We start from the raw sequence: 14,876 nt of genomic DNA on the forward strand, positions 1-14,876 counted from the left end.
TACGCCTGAACCCTGCTAGTTTCCAGCTACGCTGTACGAAACCGATAGCCCGATACATGTCTGATGCCGCACATTCCAACGCGGCGCCTGCGGACTTGATCGAGCTGGGTCGCATCAGTGCGGCCTACGGTGTGAAAGGCTGGGTCAAGGTGCAGCCGCATTCGGCCAATGCCGAAGTGCTGCTCTCAGCTTCTCAATGGTGGTTGACTCGCCCTGTGCCTGAATTGGCGCGGGGCGCTGTCGCGTCTGCGCCTGTCGCATACAAGGTCGTGCAAGTCCGTTCGCAGGGCGCCACCGTGGTGGCCCAGCTGGCGGGCATCGCCGACCGCGACCAGGCCGAAGCGCTGCGCGGTTTTTCCGTGCAGGCGCCGCGGGGCTCCTTCCCTGCGCCCGAAGAAGACGAATACTACTGGGTCGATCTCATTGGTTGTTCGCTGTACACCACGGCGGATGGCGAGGCTGCGCTCATTGGCGTGGTCGATGAAGTCTTTGACAACGGCGCCCACGCCGTCTTGAAAGTCTTGCGCCAGCAGGCCGGGGCCAATGGTCCCGAACCTGTCCTGACCTCCAAGGGAAAGCCCGCCGAAATGCTCGTTCCGTTCGTGCGCGCGCATATCCATGCCGTCGATCTGGCCGCGCGCCGCATCGACAGCGACTGGCCCGCGGATCTTCTCTGATGCGCATTGACGTCGTGACGCTCTTTCCCGAAATGTTCGGGGTGGTGCGTGACCTGGGCGTCACCGGCCGGGCCCACGCCCAGGGCCGGTGGGCCCTGCATGCGTGGAATCCGCGCGATTTCACCAATGATCCTCACCGTACCGTGGACGACCGCCCCTATGGCGGCGGCCCCGGCATGGTGATGATGGCGGCCCCGCTGGAGGCCGCCGTCAATGCCGCCCAGGCGGCGCGCGCGGCCCAAGGCCTGGGGCCGGCCCCGGTGGCGCTGCTCGCGCCCGTGGGCAAGCGCTACGACCAGGCCGGCGCCGAGGCGCTGGCCGCCAGCGACGGTCTGATCCTGATCTGTGGTCGCTACGAAGGCGTCGACCAGCGCTTCATCGAGCGCTGCGTCACGCATGAAATCTCGCTGGGCGACTTCGTCTTGTCGGGCGGTGAAATCGCCGCGCTCGCCGTCATCGACGCCGCGGTGCGCCTGTTGCCGGGCGTGCTGAACGACGGCGACTCCGCGTTGCAGGACTCCTTCAACGACACGCTGTCCGGCCTGCTGGACAGCCCGCATTACACGCGCCCCGAAGTCTACGAGGGCGCGCCCGTGCCGGCGCCGCTGCTCAGCGGCCACCATGCCAACATCTCGCGCTGGCGCCGGGAGCGCTCGCTGGCGCTGACCGCTGCGCGTCGCCCCGAGCTGATCGAGTCGGCCCGCGCCCAGGGATGGTTGTCGCTGGCCGACGAACGCTTCCTGGCCGAGCTGGCCGGCGAGCCGTTGCCGCCGCTGCCCGCCAAGCGCCGCCGCGGCGGCAAGCCCAAGGCTTCCTGAGCCGGCGCAGGCATCTCCGGGGCCCGTGCCAGGACGTACCCTCCGCCGGTTCCGGCGGGGCGCATCTCTCTGCCGTTCTTCGGCAGGTTTCCTCCGCAAGCTTTTTCCCTTTTTCCAAGACTGGATCGGCCTAGGGATGCTCCTAGGTTGTAGCGGCCCGCCTCGCTCCTTAGTATTGAAAATTACATAAAAATGAAATTTTCATATGAGTCGATCCTCATCTTCCGCTGCGCATGACGATGCGGCGCTGTCCAAGCCGGCGCCGGCGCCGGGGCGGCCCGAATCGGCCGTCGACATGTGGCTGGGCCAGCAACTGCGCCAACTGCGCAAGCAGCACGGCCGCTCGCTGGCGGACGTGGCGCAGGCCTGCGGCATGTCGCTGGGCTTGCTCAGCCAGATCGAGCGCGGCCTGAGCTCGGCCTCGGTCAAGACCCTGCATCAGTTGGCGCGCGAGTTCGGCGTCTCGGTCAATACGCTGCTGCGCAATGCCGAACACACCGAAGGCGAGGATGGCGGGCGCGTGGCCCGCGCCGGCACGCACCGCTACATCGACTTGCGCGAGAAGGGCATCGTCAAGGAGATGTACACGCCGCCGGCCTGCCGCAGCATGGATCTGTGCCGCGCCACCATCGAGCCGGGCGGCTCGACCGGCAACGAGCTGTTCGTGACCGGGCAGGGCGAGCAGATCGGCGTGGTGCTCAAGGGGGCGCTGGAGTTGTGGGTGGGCGACCGGGTCGTGCTGCTCAAGGAGGGCGACAGCTTCTGTTATGCCAGCAGCACACCGCGTCGCTGGCGCAATCCCGGGTCGCAGGTGACCGAGGTCATCTGGGCCATCTCGAATATCAATCAAGCCGCGGGGGATGGGACGCAACCGCCGCCCTGAGCGCGCGGGCAGTGAATCGGCGCGATGACACTGGGGATCATCCGCCTTCCGGGCGCTGCCCGGAACTCTTTGCCAAGATGAGGAAATGTCATGAAATTCAAGACTCTGGTTGTCTCTGTATTCGCAGCATTGTCCACGGCCACGGCCGCGCAGGCCCAGACGGTATTGAAAGTGGGGTCCACGCCCACCGGCAGTCCGTTCACCTTTCTCGACACCAAGACCAACTCCATCGAGGGGGTGATGGTCGATATCGTGAAAGCGGTCGGCAAGGAGGCCGGCTTCGAGGTCCAGATCGAGCCCATGGCGTTTTCCGCCCTGATCGGTTCGCTGACCTCCAAGCGCATCGACATCGTCTCGGCGGCCATGTTCATCACGCCGCAACGCCAGCAGGTGGTGAGCTTTTCCGAGCCGGTCTATCGCTACGGCGAGGGCCTGATGGTGCCCAAGAGCGACAACAAGGAATACAAGTCCTTTGCCGACATGAAGGGCATGACGGTCGGCGTGCAGGTGGGCACCGCCTTCGTCGAGCCGATCCAGAAGAGCGGCGTGTTCAAGGAGGTGAAGCTCTACGACAATCCGCCGGACATGATGCGCGACGCCAACGCCGGCCGCATCCAGGGCGGTTTCATGGACTATCCCATCGCCGCCTACATCCTGACCCAGGGCAACTATCCCAACCTGAAGATGGCGCAGTCCTATCAGCCCACCGTCATGGGCAGCCTGGGGCTGGCCACGCGCAAGGACGACACCGCCTTGCTCGAACGTATCAACAAGGCATTGGCCAAGCTCAAGGCCGATGGCGCCATCGACCGGATCCTGAAGAAGTGGGGGCTGGGCGGCTGATGTCGCGGGTCGGCGCGCATGCCCGAGGGGCCGCCGATCGGCCTTGGGGAACGCGCCTGACTGAACGCCCGCGCGCATCGCGGCGGGTTCGCGCAGGGATGGCCGCGGCTCGTCCGGCGGCCCGCCGCGGGCCCGCGGCGGGCGCGGTTTTTTTCGTGTCAACCGGTCCTGGTCGGGATGGATGGAGTCATGACGGAATTCTTCAAGGACGCGGCAGAGTACCTGCCGATATTGCTGGAGGGCGCCAAGCTCACCATCCTGGTGACGCTGGGCTCCCTGGTGCTGTCCACCCTGCTGGGGCTGGTGTGGGCGCTGATGCGGGTGTCGGGCAACAAATACCTGTCCAGGTTCAGCGCGGGCGTGATCAACCTGCTGCGCGGCATCCCGATCATCGTGCTGCTGTTCTACATCTACTTCGTGATGCCGGACATGGGCATCGCGCTGACGGCGGTGCAGGCCGCCATCATCGGCCTGGGCATCGCCTACTCGGCCTACCAGGCCGAGAACTTCCGCGCCGGCATCGAGGCCATCGACCGCGGCCAGATCGAGGCGGCCATGGCGATGGGCATGAGCTGGAGCATGACCATGCGGCGCGTGGTGCTGCCGCAGGCCGTCAAGATCGTGCTGCCGCCCTACGGCAACATCATGATCATGATGCTCAAGGACTCGTCGCAGGCGTCCACCATCACGGTGGCCGAGCTTGCCCTGCAGGGCAAGCTGATCGCGGTGTCGACCTTCAAGAACGCAACCGTGTTCTCGCTGGTGGCGCTGATGTACCTGGTGATGTGCGTGCCGCTGATCCTGCTGGTGCGGCATCTGGAAAAGAGGAGCGCCGCCAAATGATCGAACTCAAGGGGGTGCGCAAGAGCTTCGGGTCGCTGGAGGTGCTCAAGGGCATCGACGCCGAGGTCAGCAAGGGCGAGGTGGTGTGCGTGATCGGGCCATCCGGCTCGGGCAAGTCCACCATCCTGCGCTGCATCAACGGGCTGGAGCGCTACAACGCCGGCCGCATCACCGTGGATGGCGAACTGGTGGATTGCGATGCGCCGTCCATCGTCTCCATCCGCACGCAGGTGGCGATGGTGTTCCAGCGCTTCAATCTGTTTCCCCACCGCACCGCGCTGGAGAACGTGGTGGAAGGGCCGATCTACGTGAAGGGCGAGCCGCGCGCGCAGGCTTTGGCGCGCGGCCGGGAATTGCTGGCCAGCGTCGGCCTGGCCGACAAGGCCGACGCCCATCCGCCGCAACTGTCCGGCGGCCAGCAGCAGCGCGTGGCGATCGCGCGGGCGCTGGCCATGCAGCCCAAGGCGATCCTGTTCGACGAACCGACTTCGGCGCTCGATCCCGAGCTGGTCGGCGACGTGCTGGGCGTGATGCGCAAGCTGGCCGAGGCCGGCATGACCATGGTCGTCGTGACGCACGAGATGAGCTTCGCGCGCGAGGTCGCCGATCGCGTCATGTTCTTTGACGGCGGCGTCATGGTGGAGCAGGGCGCCGCCCGTGAAGTGCTGAATCACCCGCAGCACCCGCGCACGCAGGATTTCCTGCGCCGCGTGCTGCATCCCATGTGAGGAACCATCATGTCGCAGACGCCGTTTCCGCTTTCCCCGTCGCTCTGGGCCGCCACCGCGGCGGCGCCGCCGGACACGCAGCCGCTGGCGCAGTCCACGCAGGCCGATGTGCTGGTGGTGGGCGGTGGCTACGCCGGCCTTAGCACCGCCCTGCACCTGGCCGAGCAGGGCGTGCGCGTGGTGTTGCTGGAGGCGCGCGAGATCGGCTTTGGCGGCTCGGGGCGCAACGGCGGCCAGGTCATTCCCGGCCTGAAATACGATCCTGACGCGCTGATCGCGATGTTCGGCGGCGAGCGCGGTGAGCGCCTCGTGCGCTTCGCCGGCGCCACCGCCGATTCGGTCTTCAACCTGATCGAGCGGCACGCGATGGATGTGCCGCACGTGCGCAATGGCTGGATCCAGGGTGCGCACAACCCCGCGGCGCTGGAGCTGGCGCACGCCCGCGCCGCGCAATGGGCGCGCCATGGCGCCGACGCGCAACCGCTGGACAAGGCGCAGGTGGCTCGCCTGATCGGCACCGATCGCTACCTGGGCGGCTGGGTCGACCGGCGCGCGGGCGCGGTGCAGCCGCTGAGCTATGCCCGCGGACTGGCGCGCGCCGCCTTGAACGCCGGCGCCGTGATCCATACCGACACGCCCGTTACCGGGTTCAAGCGCGACGGCGGCAAGTGGACCGCCACCACCGCTGGTGGCCCCAGCGTGACCGCCGATCGGGTGGTGATGTGCACCAATGCCTACGGCGCCGACCTGCTGCCCGGCCTGAAACCCTCCATCATCGACGCCAATACCTTCCAGGTGGCCACCACGCCCTTGCCGGAGCGGCTGCGCGCGGGCATCTTTCCGGAAGGCCACGTCACGTCCGATACCCGCAACCTGCTGCTGTATTTCCGTCTCGATCACCAGGGGCGGCTGCTGATGGGCGGGCGCGGACCCTTCCGCGAGCCCAAGGGCCCGCAGGACTGGGCCCACCTGGAGCGGGTGATGGTGAAGATGTTCCCGCAGGTGGCGGGCACGCCGTTCGAGTACCGCTGGTGCGGCCGCGTGGCCATCACCCGCGACTACCTGCCGCACCTGCACGAACCGCAGCCCGGCTTGCTGGTGGATATCGGCTGCCAGGGGCGCGGCGTGGGCCTGCAGACCAGCATGGGCCGCGCCATGGCGCAATACCTGGTCAGCGGCGATGCCAAGGCGCTGCCGGTGCCGCTGTCGCCGGTGAAGCCGTTCCCGCTGTATGGTTTGCGTCGCCTGTACGTCAACGCGGTGGTCACGTGGTATCGCATGACCGACGGCGGGGTGTAGGCAGGCAGGATCGCGCGGGCGAAAAAAAGCCCCGGACGCCGTCCGGGGCTTTGCATGGGCGCCAGTCTGGCGATCAGTTGCCCAGCTTGCCGCGCTGTTCACGCACCTTTTGCAGCGTCTCGCCGAATTGCGCCATGCGGGCTTTTTCCTGCTCGACCACGGCGGCCGGGGCGCGCTCGACGAAGCTGGCGTTGGACAGTTTGCCGTTGGCCTTGGCGATCTCGCCTTCCAGGCGGGCGATTTCCTTGTCCAGGCGCACGCGCTCGGCCGCCACGTCGATCTCGACGTGCAGCATCAGGCGGCTCGCGCCCACCACCTGCACCGGCGCGCCAGCGTCGGGCAGGGTGTCCAGCACGTCGACCTGGCTGAGCTTGGCCAGCGCGGCCAGGTAGGGGGCGTTGCGCGTCAGCGTGGGCGCATCGCCCTGGGCGCACAGCGGCACCTTCTGGGCCGGCGACAGGTTCATCTCGCCGCGCAGCGCGCGCACGGCCTCGACCTGGGCCTTCAATTCGGCGACGTCCGCTTCGGCGGCGGTGTCCACGGCGGCCGGGTTGGCCTGCGGGAACGGCTGCACGCTGACGCTGTCGGCCACGCCCTGCTTGCGCTTGCCGGCCACCACCGAGACCTTCTGCCACAGTTCTTCCGTGATGAACGGAATGATCGGGTGGGCCAGGCGCAGCACGCCCTCCAGCACGCGGATCAGCGTGCGGCGCGTGCCCAGCTGCTGGGCCGGCGTGCCGGTCTGGATCTGCACCTTGGCCAGTTCCAGGTACCAGTCGCAGTATTCGTCCCAGACGTAGCGGTACAGCGCGTTGGCGACGTTGTCGAAGCGGTAGTCGGCGAAGCCGCGCGCCACGTCGGCTTCCAGCGCCTGCAGCTGGCTGACGATCCAGCGGTCGACGAAGGAGGTTTCGCCAGCGTCCGCACCGGTCAGGTCGTGGCCTTCGGTGTTCATCAACACGAAACGGGTGGCGTTCCAGAGCTTGTTGCAGAAGTTGCGGTAGCCCTCGCAGCGCTTCAGGTCGAAGTTGATGTTGCGGCCCAGGGTCGCGTAGGCGGCCATGGTGAAGCGCAGCGCGTCGGCGCCGAAGGCGGGGATGCCGTCCGGATACTGGCGGCGCGTGGCCTTTTCGATGGCGCCGGCCTGCTTGGGGTTCATCAGGCCGTAGGTGCGCTTGGCCACCAGGCCATCCAGGTCGATGCCGTCGATCAGGTCGATCGGATCGAGCGTGTTGCCCTTGGACTTGCTCATCTTCTGGCCGTCGGCGTCGCGGATCAGGCCGTGCATGTAGACGTGCTTGAACGGGATCTTGCCGGTCAGGTGCGTGGTCAGCATGACCATGCGCGCAACCCAGAAGAAGATGATGTCGAAGCCGGTGACCAGCACGCTGGACGGCAGGTAGCGTTCCAGGTCGGGCGTCTGGTCGGGCCAGCCGAGGGTCGTGAAGGGCGCCAGGCCCGAGGAGAACCACGTGTCGAGCACGTCCGGATCGCGCTTGAGCTCGCCGGTGACGCCGGCGGCGCGGGCCTGCTGGATGGCTTCGGCTTCGTCGTGGGCGACGAACACCTGGCCGTCTTCCGCGTACCAGGCGGGAATCTGGTGGCCCCACCACAGCTGGCGCGAAATGCACCAATCCTGGATGTTGTTGAGCCACTGGTTGTAGATGGTGGTCCAGTTGTCCGGGTAGAACTGGATGCGGCCGTCGGCCACGACTTCCAGCGCCACTTCGGTGATGCTCTTGCCCGGATTGAGCGTGCCCTCGGGGGCCGGCTTGCTCATGGCGACGAACCACTGGTCGGTCAGCATGGGCTCGAGCACGACGCCGGTGCGGTCGCCCTTGGGCTGCATCATCTTGTGCGGCTCGACCTTGACCAGGTAGCCCTCGGCTTCCAGCTGGGCGACCACGGCCTTGCGGGCCTCGTAGCGCTCCATGCCCTGGAACTGCTTGGGACCGTTCTCGTTGATGTGCGCGTCGAGCGTGAAGATCACGATCAGCGGCAGGTCGTGGCGCATCGCGCAGGCGTAGTCGTTGAAGTCGTGCGCGCCGGTGATCTTGACGCAACCGGTGCCGAATTCAGGGTCGACGAAGTCATCCGCGATGATGGGGATGTTGCGGTCGCACAGCGGCAGCTCGACTTCCTTGCCGACCAGGTGCTTGTAGCGCGGGTCTTCGGGGTGCACGCACAGCGCGCCGTCGGCCAGCATGGTCTCGGGGCGGGTGGTGGCGATGGTCATGCCGCGCAGGGTGACCGTCTGGCCGTCCTTGTCGACGATGGTCTGCGGACCGTCGACGAAGGGGTAGAGGATGTGCCACATGTGGCCATCGGTCTCTTCCGACAGGACTTCCAGGTCGGACACGGCCGTCAGCAGTTTGGGGTCCCAGTTGACCAGGCGCTTGCCGCGGTAGATCAGGCCCTGTTTGTGCAGGCGCACGAAGGTTTCCACCACGCCGCGCGACATGCGTTCGTCCATGGTGAAGTATTCGCGCGGCCAGTCGGCGGAGGCGCCCAGCCGGCGCACCTGGCCGGTGATGGTGCTGCCCGATTTTTCCTTCCATTCCCACACTTTCTCGAGGAATTTCTCGCGGCCGAGGTCGTGGCGCGAAACCTTCTGGGCGTCGAGCTGTCTTTCAACCACGATCTGCGTGGCGATACCGGCGTGGTCCGTCCCCGGAATGAAGACGGTGTCGTCGCCCAGCATGCGGTGGTAGCGGATCAGGCCATCCATGATGGTCTGGTTGAACGCGTGGCCCATGTGCAGCGTGCCCGTCACATTGGGCGGCGGGAACTGGATGACGTAGGGTTGCGCTTCCGTCCCTGTTTTTACGTGCGACCCGGCGGCGAAGTAGCCGCGCTTGTCCCACTCGGCGTACCAGCGGGATTCGAGTTCGGCGGGTTCGAAGCTCTTGGAGAGTTCCGGGGAGTCGGTCGCGGCGGGCGCGGCGTTCGGGGGAGCGGCTTGAGTCATTACAGGGTTCCGGCAGACAGGGCGCCCGGTCGATGGAAACGGGCAAGCAAACCGCTCATTTTAAGATGTAATGCGGTCGTATCGGCGTGTTAGAATACCGGGTTACTGTAAACCTTTTAGAAGTCCCTGAATTCATTGAGGTTTCGCCAAAAGTTCATTGAAAAAACGCTGAGGATTTCAGCACAATGGACCGAGCGAACATTCAATGCGGGATAACTCCGAAGGGTAGGCAGTGTCGAATCCCCGCCTTGGCACAGGCGGCCGGGACGGCCCGGAACACGCTGTCGTGACACAGCGGGTCCGAGTCGCTTGCGCGCCCATGGCGCGCTGCCGCTTGAAGGGTGACACCGACAAGCGCAGGCCACGCCAGGCAATCATAGAAACCAGTCAGCAATCCGTTTTTGGAGTTCCCATGTCCGTCCAACGCACCCTCTCGATCATCAAGCCCGACGCCGTCGCCAAGAACGTCATCGGCCAGATCGTCGCCCGCTTCGAGCAAGCCGGCCTGAAGGTCATCGCCGCCCGCCTGGCCCAGCTGTCGCGCGCCGACGCCGAGCGTTTCTACGCCGTGCACAAAGAGCGCCCCTTCTTCAAGGACCTGGTCGACTTCATGGTCTCGGGCCCCGTGTTCGTGCAAGTGCTGGAAGGCGAAGACGCCATCCAGAAGAACCGCGACCTGATGGGCGCCACCGACCCCAAGAAGGCCGCCCCGGGCACCATCCGCGCCGACTTCGCCGACAGCATCGACGCCAACGCCGTGCACGGCTCGGACGCGCCGGAAACGGCCGCTGTCGAAGTGGCTTTCTTCTTCCCCGAAATCAACATCCACAGCCGTTGATTTCCAGGAAATCGTTTTAGCGTCATAGCAATACCAGGTCATGGAATCCGTCGAACGAATCAATCTGCTGGGGCTGGACGGCTCCGCCCTGTCCGAACTCGTCGGGCAGTGGGGCGGCAAGCCGTTTCGCGCCCGCCAGCTGCAGCGCTGGATGCACCAGCGCGGCGCCGATTCGTTCGACGCCATGACCGACCTGGCCCGCGATTTCCGCGGCCAGCTGGCGTCGCGTTGCGTCATCGAGGCGCTGGCCGTCAATACCGAGCAACGCTCGTCCGACGGCACCCGCAAGTGGCTGTTCGACGTGGGCCAGGGCAACGCCATCGAAACCGTCTTCATTCCTGAAGACGACCGCGGCACCTTGTGCATCTCCAGCCAGGCTGGCTGCGTGGTGAACTGCCGTTTCTGCTCGACCGGCCACCAGGGGTTCAACCGCAACCTCAAGACCAGCGAGATCATCGGCCAGCTGTGGTGGGCCAAGCGCGTGCTGGAAGCCGACATCGGCACCGCGCGCCTGGAAAGCGCCCGCGCCACCGACGATACCCGCGTCATCAGCAACGTCGTCATGATGGGCATGGGCGAGCCCCTGCTCAACTACGACCAGGTGCTGCCGGCCCTGCGCCTGATGCTCGACGACAACGCCTATGGCCTGTCGCGCCGCCGCGTCACGGTGTCGACCTCCGGCGTCGTGCCGATGATGGACCGCCTGTCGCAGGACTGTCCGGTGGCGCTGGCCGTGTCGCTGCATGCGCCCAACGACGCGCTGCGCGACGAGCTGGTGCCGCTGAACAAGAAATACCCGCTGAAGGAGTTGCTGGCCGCGTGCGAACGCTACCTGGCTTTCGCGCCGCGCGACTTCATCACGTTTGAATACTGCATGCTGGATGGCATCAACGACACCGACCAGCACGCCAGGGAACTGATACACATTGCCCGCCAGATCCGCTGCAAGCTGAACCTGATCCCGTTCAATCCCTTCCCCGCCTCCGGCCTGAAGCGTTCGCCTTCGGCCCGCGTCAAGGTGTTCGCCCAGCGTCTGATGGACGCCGGCATCATCACGACGGTGCGCAAGACCCGGGGGGACGATATCGACGCCGCTTGTGGTCAACTGGCTGGAGAAGTGCGCGACCGTACCCGCATCACCGAGCGGAACGCCGCGCAGCGCCAGACCATACCAATTAGACAGGTGCATGCATGACGCAGGATATCGCTTCTGCAGTTTCAGAGACGCCCGCGAGCGCGGGCGGTTCGGGCAATGTGGGCTCGGCGCTGCGCACGCTGCGCCAATCCAAGGGCTGGTCGCTCGATGAAGTGTCCAGCCGCATCAAGTTTTCGGCCAAGCAGATCGAGGCGCTGGAAAACGAGCAGTGGGGCGAACTGCCCACCGGTGTGTCGCTGCGCGGCCTGATCCGCAACTATGCCCGCATGCTGGGCGCCGATTCCCAGGCGATCGTCGACTCGCTCGACCCCAAGGCCCGCGTCACCGGCCCGGTCAAGCTGAGTCCGGGCGCGCTGCATTCGGCGCATTCGATTCCCCAGTCCGGCGCCGACGACGATCGCGCGTCGTCGACCTCCTGGGGCTGGCTGATCGCCATCGTGCTGGTGCTTGCCGCCGGCGTCGCCTATGCCTTCTGGCAGGGCTGGCTGCCGCAGCAATGGCTGGCGTTCGACTGGCTTCCCAAGCTGTCCAAGTAAATACCGGTTTCGCCGATGCAAGATTCCTCTCTGCCTTGCCAGGATGCGCCGCCGCCCTCCGTGGGCGCGGCTCCCCGCCGCGCCACGCGTTCGGTGGCGGTGAAGTGGGGCGACCGCACGGTCATGATCGGCGGCGATGCGCCGGTGGTGGTGCAGTCCATGACCAACACCGACACCGCCGACGCCATCGCCACGGCGATCCAGGTCAAGGAACTGGCGCAGGCCGGCTCCGAGATGGTGCGCATCACGGTCAATACGCCCGAAGCCGCCAGGGAAGTGATGGCGATCCGCGAGCAGCTCGACCGCATGGGCGTGGATGTGCCGCTGGTGGGCGACTTCCACTACAACGGCCACAAGCTGCTGACGCAATTCCCGGATTGCGCCCAGGCGCTGTCCAAGTACCGCATCAATCCCGGCAACATGGGCGGCGGCAAGCGCCGCGACGACAACTTCGCCCAGATGATCGAGGTGGCCTGCCGCTACGACAAGCCGGTGCGCATCGGCGTGAACTGGGGCAGCCTGGATCACGAGCTGATGGCGCGCAAGATGGACGAGAACAGCCGCCGCGCCCAGCCCTGGGAAGCGCAGGCGGTGATGCGCGACGCGCTGGTGGTGTCCGCCATCAGCAACGCCCAGCGCGCCGAGGAACTCGGCCTGCGCCGCGACGCCATCATCCTGTCGTGCAAGGTCAGCCACGTGCAGGACCTGATCGCGGTCTACCGCGACCTGTCGGCGCGCTGCGACTATCCGCTGCACCTGGGCCTGACCGAAGCCGGCATGGGCAGCAAGGGCATCGTCGCCTCGACCGCCGCGCTGGCCGTGCTGCTGCAGCAGGGCATCGGCGACACCATCCGTATCTCGCTGACGCCGGAACCCGGCGGCGACCGCGGCCGCGAGGCCGTGGTGGCGCAGGAAATCCTGCAGACCATGGGCCTGCGCGCGTTCACGCCCATGGTGGTGGCCTGCCCCGGTTGTGGCCGCACCAGCAGCACGTTCTTCCAGGAACTGGCCGATAGCATCCAGTCCTACCTGCGCCGGCAGATGCCGGTGTGGCGCGCCCAGTACCCCGGCGTCGAAAGCATGAACGTCGCGGTCATGGGCTGTGTGGTCAACGGGCCTGGCGAAAGCCGCCACGCGGACATCGGTATCAGCCTGCCGGGCACCGGCGAGGTGCCGGCCGCGCCAGTGTTCGTCGACGGCGAGCGCACGGTCACCCTGAAGGGCGACCATATCGCCGAAGAATTCCAGGCCATCGTTGAAGACTACGTCGCGCGCCGCTACGGCGCGCTCGCCTCTCATTAAAAGAAAGGGTGTGGCCGCGAGGCGCGCTTGCCGGCGCGCGGGGCGGCATGATCAAGATGACTCAAGCTTTCCAGAAAGTCGCCGCCATCCGCGGCATGAACGACCTGCTGCCAGGGCCCAGCGCCCGCTGGGAGCAATTCGAGGAAATCGTGCGCGGCTGGCTGCGCGGCTATGGCTATCGCAACGTGCGTACGCCCGTGCTTGAGCATACGCGCCTGTTCACGCGCGGCATCGGCGAAGTGACCGACATCGTCGAAAAAGAGATGTACACGTTCACCGATGCGCTCAATGGCGAATCGCTGACCATGCGGCCCGAGATGACCGCCGGCATCGTGCGCGCCTCAATCGAGCACAACCTGCTGTACGACCGCCCGCAGCGCGTCTATTCGATCGGCCCGGTGTTCCGCCACGAGCGCCCGCAGCGCGGCCGCTACCGCCAGTTCCACCAGATCGACGTCGAGGCGCTGGGCTTCGCCGGTCCCGACGTGGACGCCGAACTGATCGTCATGCTGGCCCGCCTGTGGAAGCTGCTGGGCCTGACCGACGTGCGCCTGGAACTGAACTCGCTGGGCCAGCCGGCCGAGCGGGCCGCGCACCGCGCCGCGCTGATCGCGCACCTGGAAAAGCACGTCGACATCCTGGACGAGGACGGCAAGCGCCGCCTGTATACCAACCCGCTGCGCGTGCTGGACACCAAGAACCCCGCCATGCAGGAAATGGCCGACAGCGCCCCGCGCCTGTTCGACTTCCTGGGCGAGGAATCGCGCGCGCACTTCGACGGCGTGTGCCAGCGCCTGACCGACGCCGGCATCGAATACCGCCTCAACCCGCGCCTGGTGCGCGGGCTCGACTACTACAACCTGACCGTCTTCGAATGGGTCACCGACCGCCTGGGTTCCCAGGGTACGGTGTGCGGCGGCGGCCGCTATGACGGCCTGATCGAACTGCTGGGCGGCAAGCCCGCGCCGGCCGTGGGCTTCGCCATCGGCATGGAGCGCCTGCTGGACCTGTGGGAACAGAGCGTGCAGGTCGAAGCGCCGGCCGAGTGCGATGTCTATGTCGTGCACCAGGGCGAAGACGCGCAGCGCCTGGCCGCGCGCGTCGGCGAAGACCTGCGCGACGCCGGCCTGGCGGTGGTGGTGCATGCCGGCGCCGCCAGCTTCAAGTCCCAATTCAAGCGCGCGGACGCCAGCGGCGCCCGGGTTGCGGTTATCCTTGGCGCCGATGAAGTGGCTTCGCAGACCGCCAGCATCAAGTTCCTGCGCGCCGACGCCCAAGGCGATGGCGCGCAGCAGCAAGTCCCGTTGGCGGGCTTGGCCGACGTATTGAATCTCAAGGGTTAGCATGGCATACGATCTGGAAGAACAGGAAAAACTCGACGCGATCAAGGCTTGGTGGGCCCGCTACGGCACCCTGGTGATGCTGCTGGTGGCCGCTGTGGCGCTGGCCTGGGGCGGCTGGTGGGGCGCCAAGGCCTACCAATCGCACAAGGCCAACCAGGCCATGGGCTATTTCGAGGCGCTTGAAGACGCGGCCCGCCTGGGCGGCGCCGATTCGTCGGTGCGCATCAAGGCCGCCGCGGCGACCCTGCGCGAGCAATACGGCTCGACCGGCTACGCCACCCGCGGCGCGCTGGTGGCGGCCCAGGCGCTGCAGGCCCAGAAGGACGTCGACGGCGCGCGCCAGCAGCTTGAATGGCTGGCCGGCCAGTCCAAGAACCCCTCGATGCAGGCCGTCGCCCGGCTGCGCCTGGCGGGCCTGTTGCTCGACCAGAAGCAGTACGACGCCGCGCTGGGACAGCTGAACAATGCGCCGGCCGCCTTTGCCGCCTTGTTCGCCGACCGCCGCGGCGATATCCTCGCGGCGCAAGGCAAGCGCGATGAAGCGCGTGCCGCGTGGCAAAGCGCCATCGATGGCCTGGGCACGGCGAATCCGCTGACCCAGGTCGTGCAACTGAAACTGGATGCCCTGAGCGGAGCGTGACT

The 14,876-nt window shown here is 66.6% G+C and carries 14 protein-coding genes; 13 read left to right on the top strand and 1 reads right to left on the bottom strand.

The annotated features are described in order from the left end of the window. The first annotated feature begins 56 nt into the window (after positions 1 to 56). From rimM to ACVN9Z_RS16495, 7 genes are all read left to right on the top strand, one after another. Entirely contained in the window at positions 57 to 677 is a 621-nt protein-coding gene (gene rimM, locus ACVN9Z_RS16465) for a ribosome maturation factor RimM (protein ID WP_006387842.1), read from the top strand. Beyond that, positions 677 to 1,495: a tRNA (guanosine(37)-N1)-methyltransferase TrmD gene (trmD, locus tag ACVN9Z_RS16470; RefSeq protein WP_006387843.1), complete on the top strand. Its 819-nt coding sequence runs from the start codon at positions 677 to 679 to the stop codon at positions 1,493 to 1,495. Before rimM ends, trmD begins: the two co-directional genes overlap by 1 nt. Positions 1,496 to 1,700: 205 nt before the next feature. After that, positions 1,701 to 2,378: a helix-turn-helix domain-containing protein gene (locus ACVN9Z_RS16475; RefSeq protein ID WP_458212405.1), complete on the top strand. Its 678-nt coding sequence runs from the start codon at positions 1,701 to 1,703 to the stop codon at positions 2,376 to 2,378. Between the two features lie 90 nt (positions 2,379 to 2,468). Next, complete coding sequence (locus tag ACVN9Z_RS16480; protein WP_006387845.1) at positions 2,469 to 3,221, top strand: ABC transporter substrate-binding protein; 753 nt, start codon at positions 2,469 to 2,471, stop codon at positions 3,219 to 3,221. 189 nt (positions 3,222 to 3,410) lie between these two features. Beyond that, positions 3,411 to 4,064 (top strand): amino acid ABC transporter permease, encoded by a 654-nt coding sequence (locus ACVN9Z_RS16485; protein ID WP_006387846.1) that lies wholly within the window; start codon positions 3,411 to 3,413, stop codon positions 4,062 to 4,064. Then, entirely contained in the window at positions 4,061 to 4,792 is a 732-nt protein-coding gene (locus tag ACVN9Z_RS16490) for an amino acid ABC transporter ATP-binding protein (RefSeq protein ID WP_006387847.1), read from the top strand. Before ACVN9Z_RS16485 ends, ACVN9Z_RS16490 begins: the two co-directional genes overlap by 4 nt. Positions 4,793 to 4,801: 9 nt before the next feature. Continuing rightward, positions 4,802 to 6,091, top strand: a complete 1,290-nt coding sequence (locus ACVN9Z_RS16495; RefSeq protein ID WP_054499787.1) for an NAD(P)/FAD-dependent oxidoreductase — start codon at positions 4,802 to 4,804, stop codon at positions 6,089 to 6,091. A gap of 73 nt (positions 6,092 to 6,164) precedes the next feature. Here ACVN9Z_RS16495 and ACVN9Z_RS16500 read toward each other — a convergent pair whose 3' ends face one another. After that, positions 6,165 to 9,059, bottom strand: coding sequence for a valine--tRNA ligase (locus tag ACVN9Z_RS16500; protein ID WP_054449212.1), 2,895 nt, complete (start codon positions 9,057 to 9,059; stop codon positions 6,165 to 6,167). Between the two features lie 412 nt (positions 9,060 to 9,471). Here ACVN9Z_RS16500 and ndk point away from each other — a divergent pair, with 412 nt between their 5' ends. Genes ndk through ACVN9Z_RS16530 form a run of 6 tightly spaced genes read left to right on the top strand, consistent with a single transcriptional unit; the run spans position 9,472 to position 14,874 of the window. Next, entirely contained in the window at positions 9,472 to 9,897 is a 426-nt protein-coding gene (gene ndk / locus ACVN9Z_RS16505) for a nucleoside-diphosphate kinase (protein WP_006387851.1), read from the top strand. A 40-nt stretch (positions 9,898 to 9,937) separates the two neighbouring features. Beyond that, positions 9,938 to 11,092 (top strand): 23S rRNA (adenine(2503)-C(2))-methyltransferase RlmN, encoded by a 1,155-nt coding sequence (gene rlmN, locus ACVN9Z_RS16510; protein WP_006387852.1) that lies wholly within the window; start codon positions 9,938 to 9,940, stop codon positions 11,090 to 11,092. Continuing rightward, positions 11,089 to 11,589, top strand: a complete 501-nt coding sequence (locus ACVN9Z_RS16515; RefSeq protein WP_006387853.1) for a helix-turn-helix domain-containing protein — start codon at positions 11,089 to 11,091, stop codon at positions 11,587 to 11,589. Before rlmN ends, ACVN9Z_RS16515 begins: the two co-directional genes overlap by 4 nt. Before the next feature lie 15 nt (positions 11,590 to 11,604). Next, positions 11,605 to 12,891: a flavodoxin-dependent (E)-4-hydroxy-3-methylbut-2-enyl-diphosphate synthase gene (gene ispG / locus ACVN9Z_RS16520; protein ID WP_026383460.1), complete on the top strand. Its 1,287-nt coding sequence runs from the start codon at positions 11,605 to 11,607 to the stop codon at positions 12,889 to 12,891. 56 nt (positions 12,892 to 12,947) lie between these two features. Beyond that, complete coding sequence (gene hisS / locus ACVN9Z_RS16525; protein WP_026383459.1) at positions 12,948 to 14,234, top strand: histidine--tRNA ligase; 1,287 nt, start codon at positions 12,948 to 12,950, stop codon at positions 14,232 to 14,234. 1 nt (position 14,235) lies between these two features. Beyond that, a complete protein-coding gene (locus ACVN9Z_RS16530) occupies positions 14,236 to 14,874 on the top strand; it encodes a YfgM family protein (protein ID WP_020926929.1) in 639 nt (212 codons plus the stop codon). Positions 14,875 to 14,876: the final 2 nt, after the last annotated feature.

This window comes from Achromobacter sp. KK8 (assembly GCF_054188005.1).

Bases quoted from the DNA above. Each gene is read 5' to 3' on its own strand.
- trmD (WP_006387843.1), top strand. From the start codon at position 677: ATGCGCATTGACGTCGTGACGCTCTTTCCCGAAATGTTCGGGGTGGTG.
- ACVN9Z_RS16490 (WP_006387847.1), top strand. From the start codon at position 4,061: ATGATCGAACTCAAGGGGGTGCGCAAGAGCTTCGGGTCGCTGGAGGTG.
- ACVN9Z_RS16530 (WP_020926929.1), top strand. From the start codon at position 14,236: ATGGCATACGATCTGGAAGAACAGGAAAAACTCGACGCGATCAAGGCT.
- rimM (WP_006387842.1), top strand. From the start codon at position 57: ATGTCTGATGCCGCACATTCCAACGCGGCGCCTGCGGACTTGATCGAG.
- ACVN9Z_RS16515 (WP_006387853.1), top strand. From the start codon at position 11,089: ATGACGCAGGATATCGCTTCTGCAGTTTCAGAGACGCCCGCGAGCGCG.
- hisS (WP_026383459.1), top strand. From the start codon at position 12,948: ATGACTCAAGCTTTCCAGAAAGTCGCCGCCATCCGCGGCATGAACGAC.
- ndk (WP_006387851.1), top strand. From the start codon at position 9,472: ATGTCCGTCCAACGCACCCTCTCGATCATCAAGCCCGACGCCGTCGCC.
- rlmN (WP_006387852.1), top strand. From the start codon at position 9,938: ATGGAATCCGTCGAACGAATCAATCTGCTGGGGCTGGACGGCTCCGCC.
- ACVN9Z_RS16475 (WP_458212405.1), top strand. From the start codon at position 1,701: ATGAGTCGATCCTCATCTTCCGCTGCGCATGACGATGCGGCGCTGTCC.
- ACVN9Z_RS16480 (WP_006387845.1), top strand. From the start codon at position 2,469: ATGAAATTCAAGACTCTGGTTGTCTCTGTATTCGCAGCATTGTCCACG.
- ACVN9Z_RS16495 (WP_054499787.1), top strand. From the start codon at position 4,802: ATGTCGCAGACGCCGTTTCCGCTTTCCCCGTCGCTCTGGGCCGCCACC.
- ACVN9Z_RS16485 (WP_006387846.1), top strand. From the start codon at position 3,411: ATGACGGAATTCTTCAAGGACGCGGCAGAGTACCTGCCGATATTGCTG.
- ispG (WP_026383460.1), top strand. From the start codon at position 11,605: ATGCAAGATTCCTCTCTGCCTTGCCAGGATGCGCCGCCGCCCTCCGTG.
- ACVN9Z_RS16500 (WP_054449212.1), bottom strand. From the start codon at position 9,059: ATGACTCAAGCCGCTCCCCCGAACGCCGCGCCCGCCGCGACCGACTCC.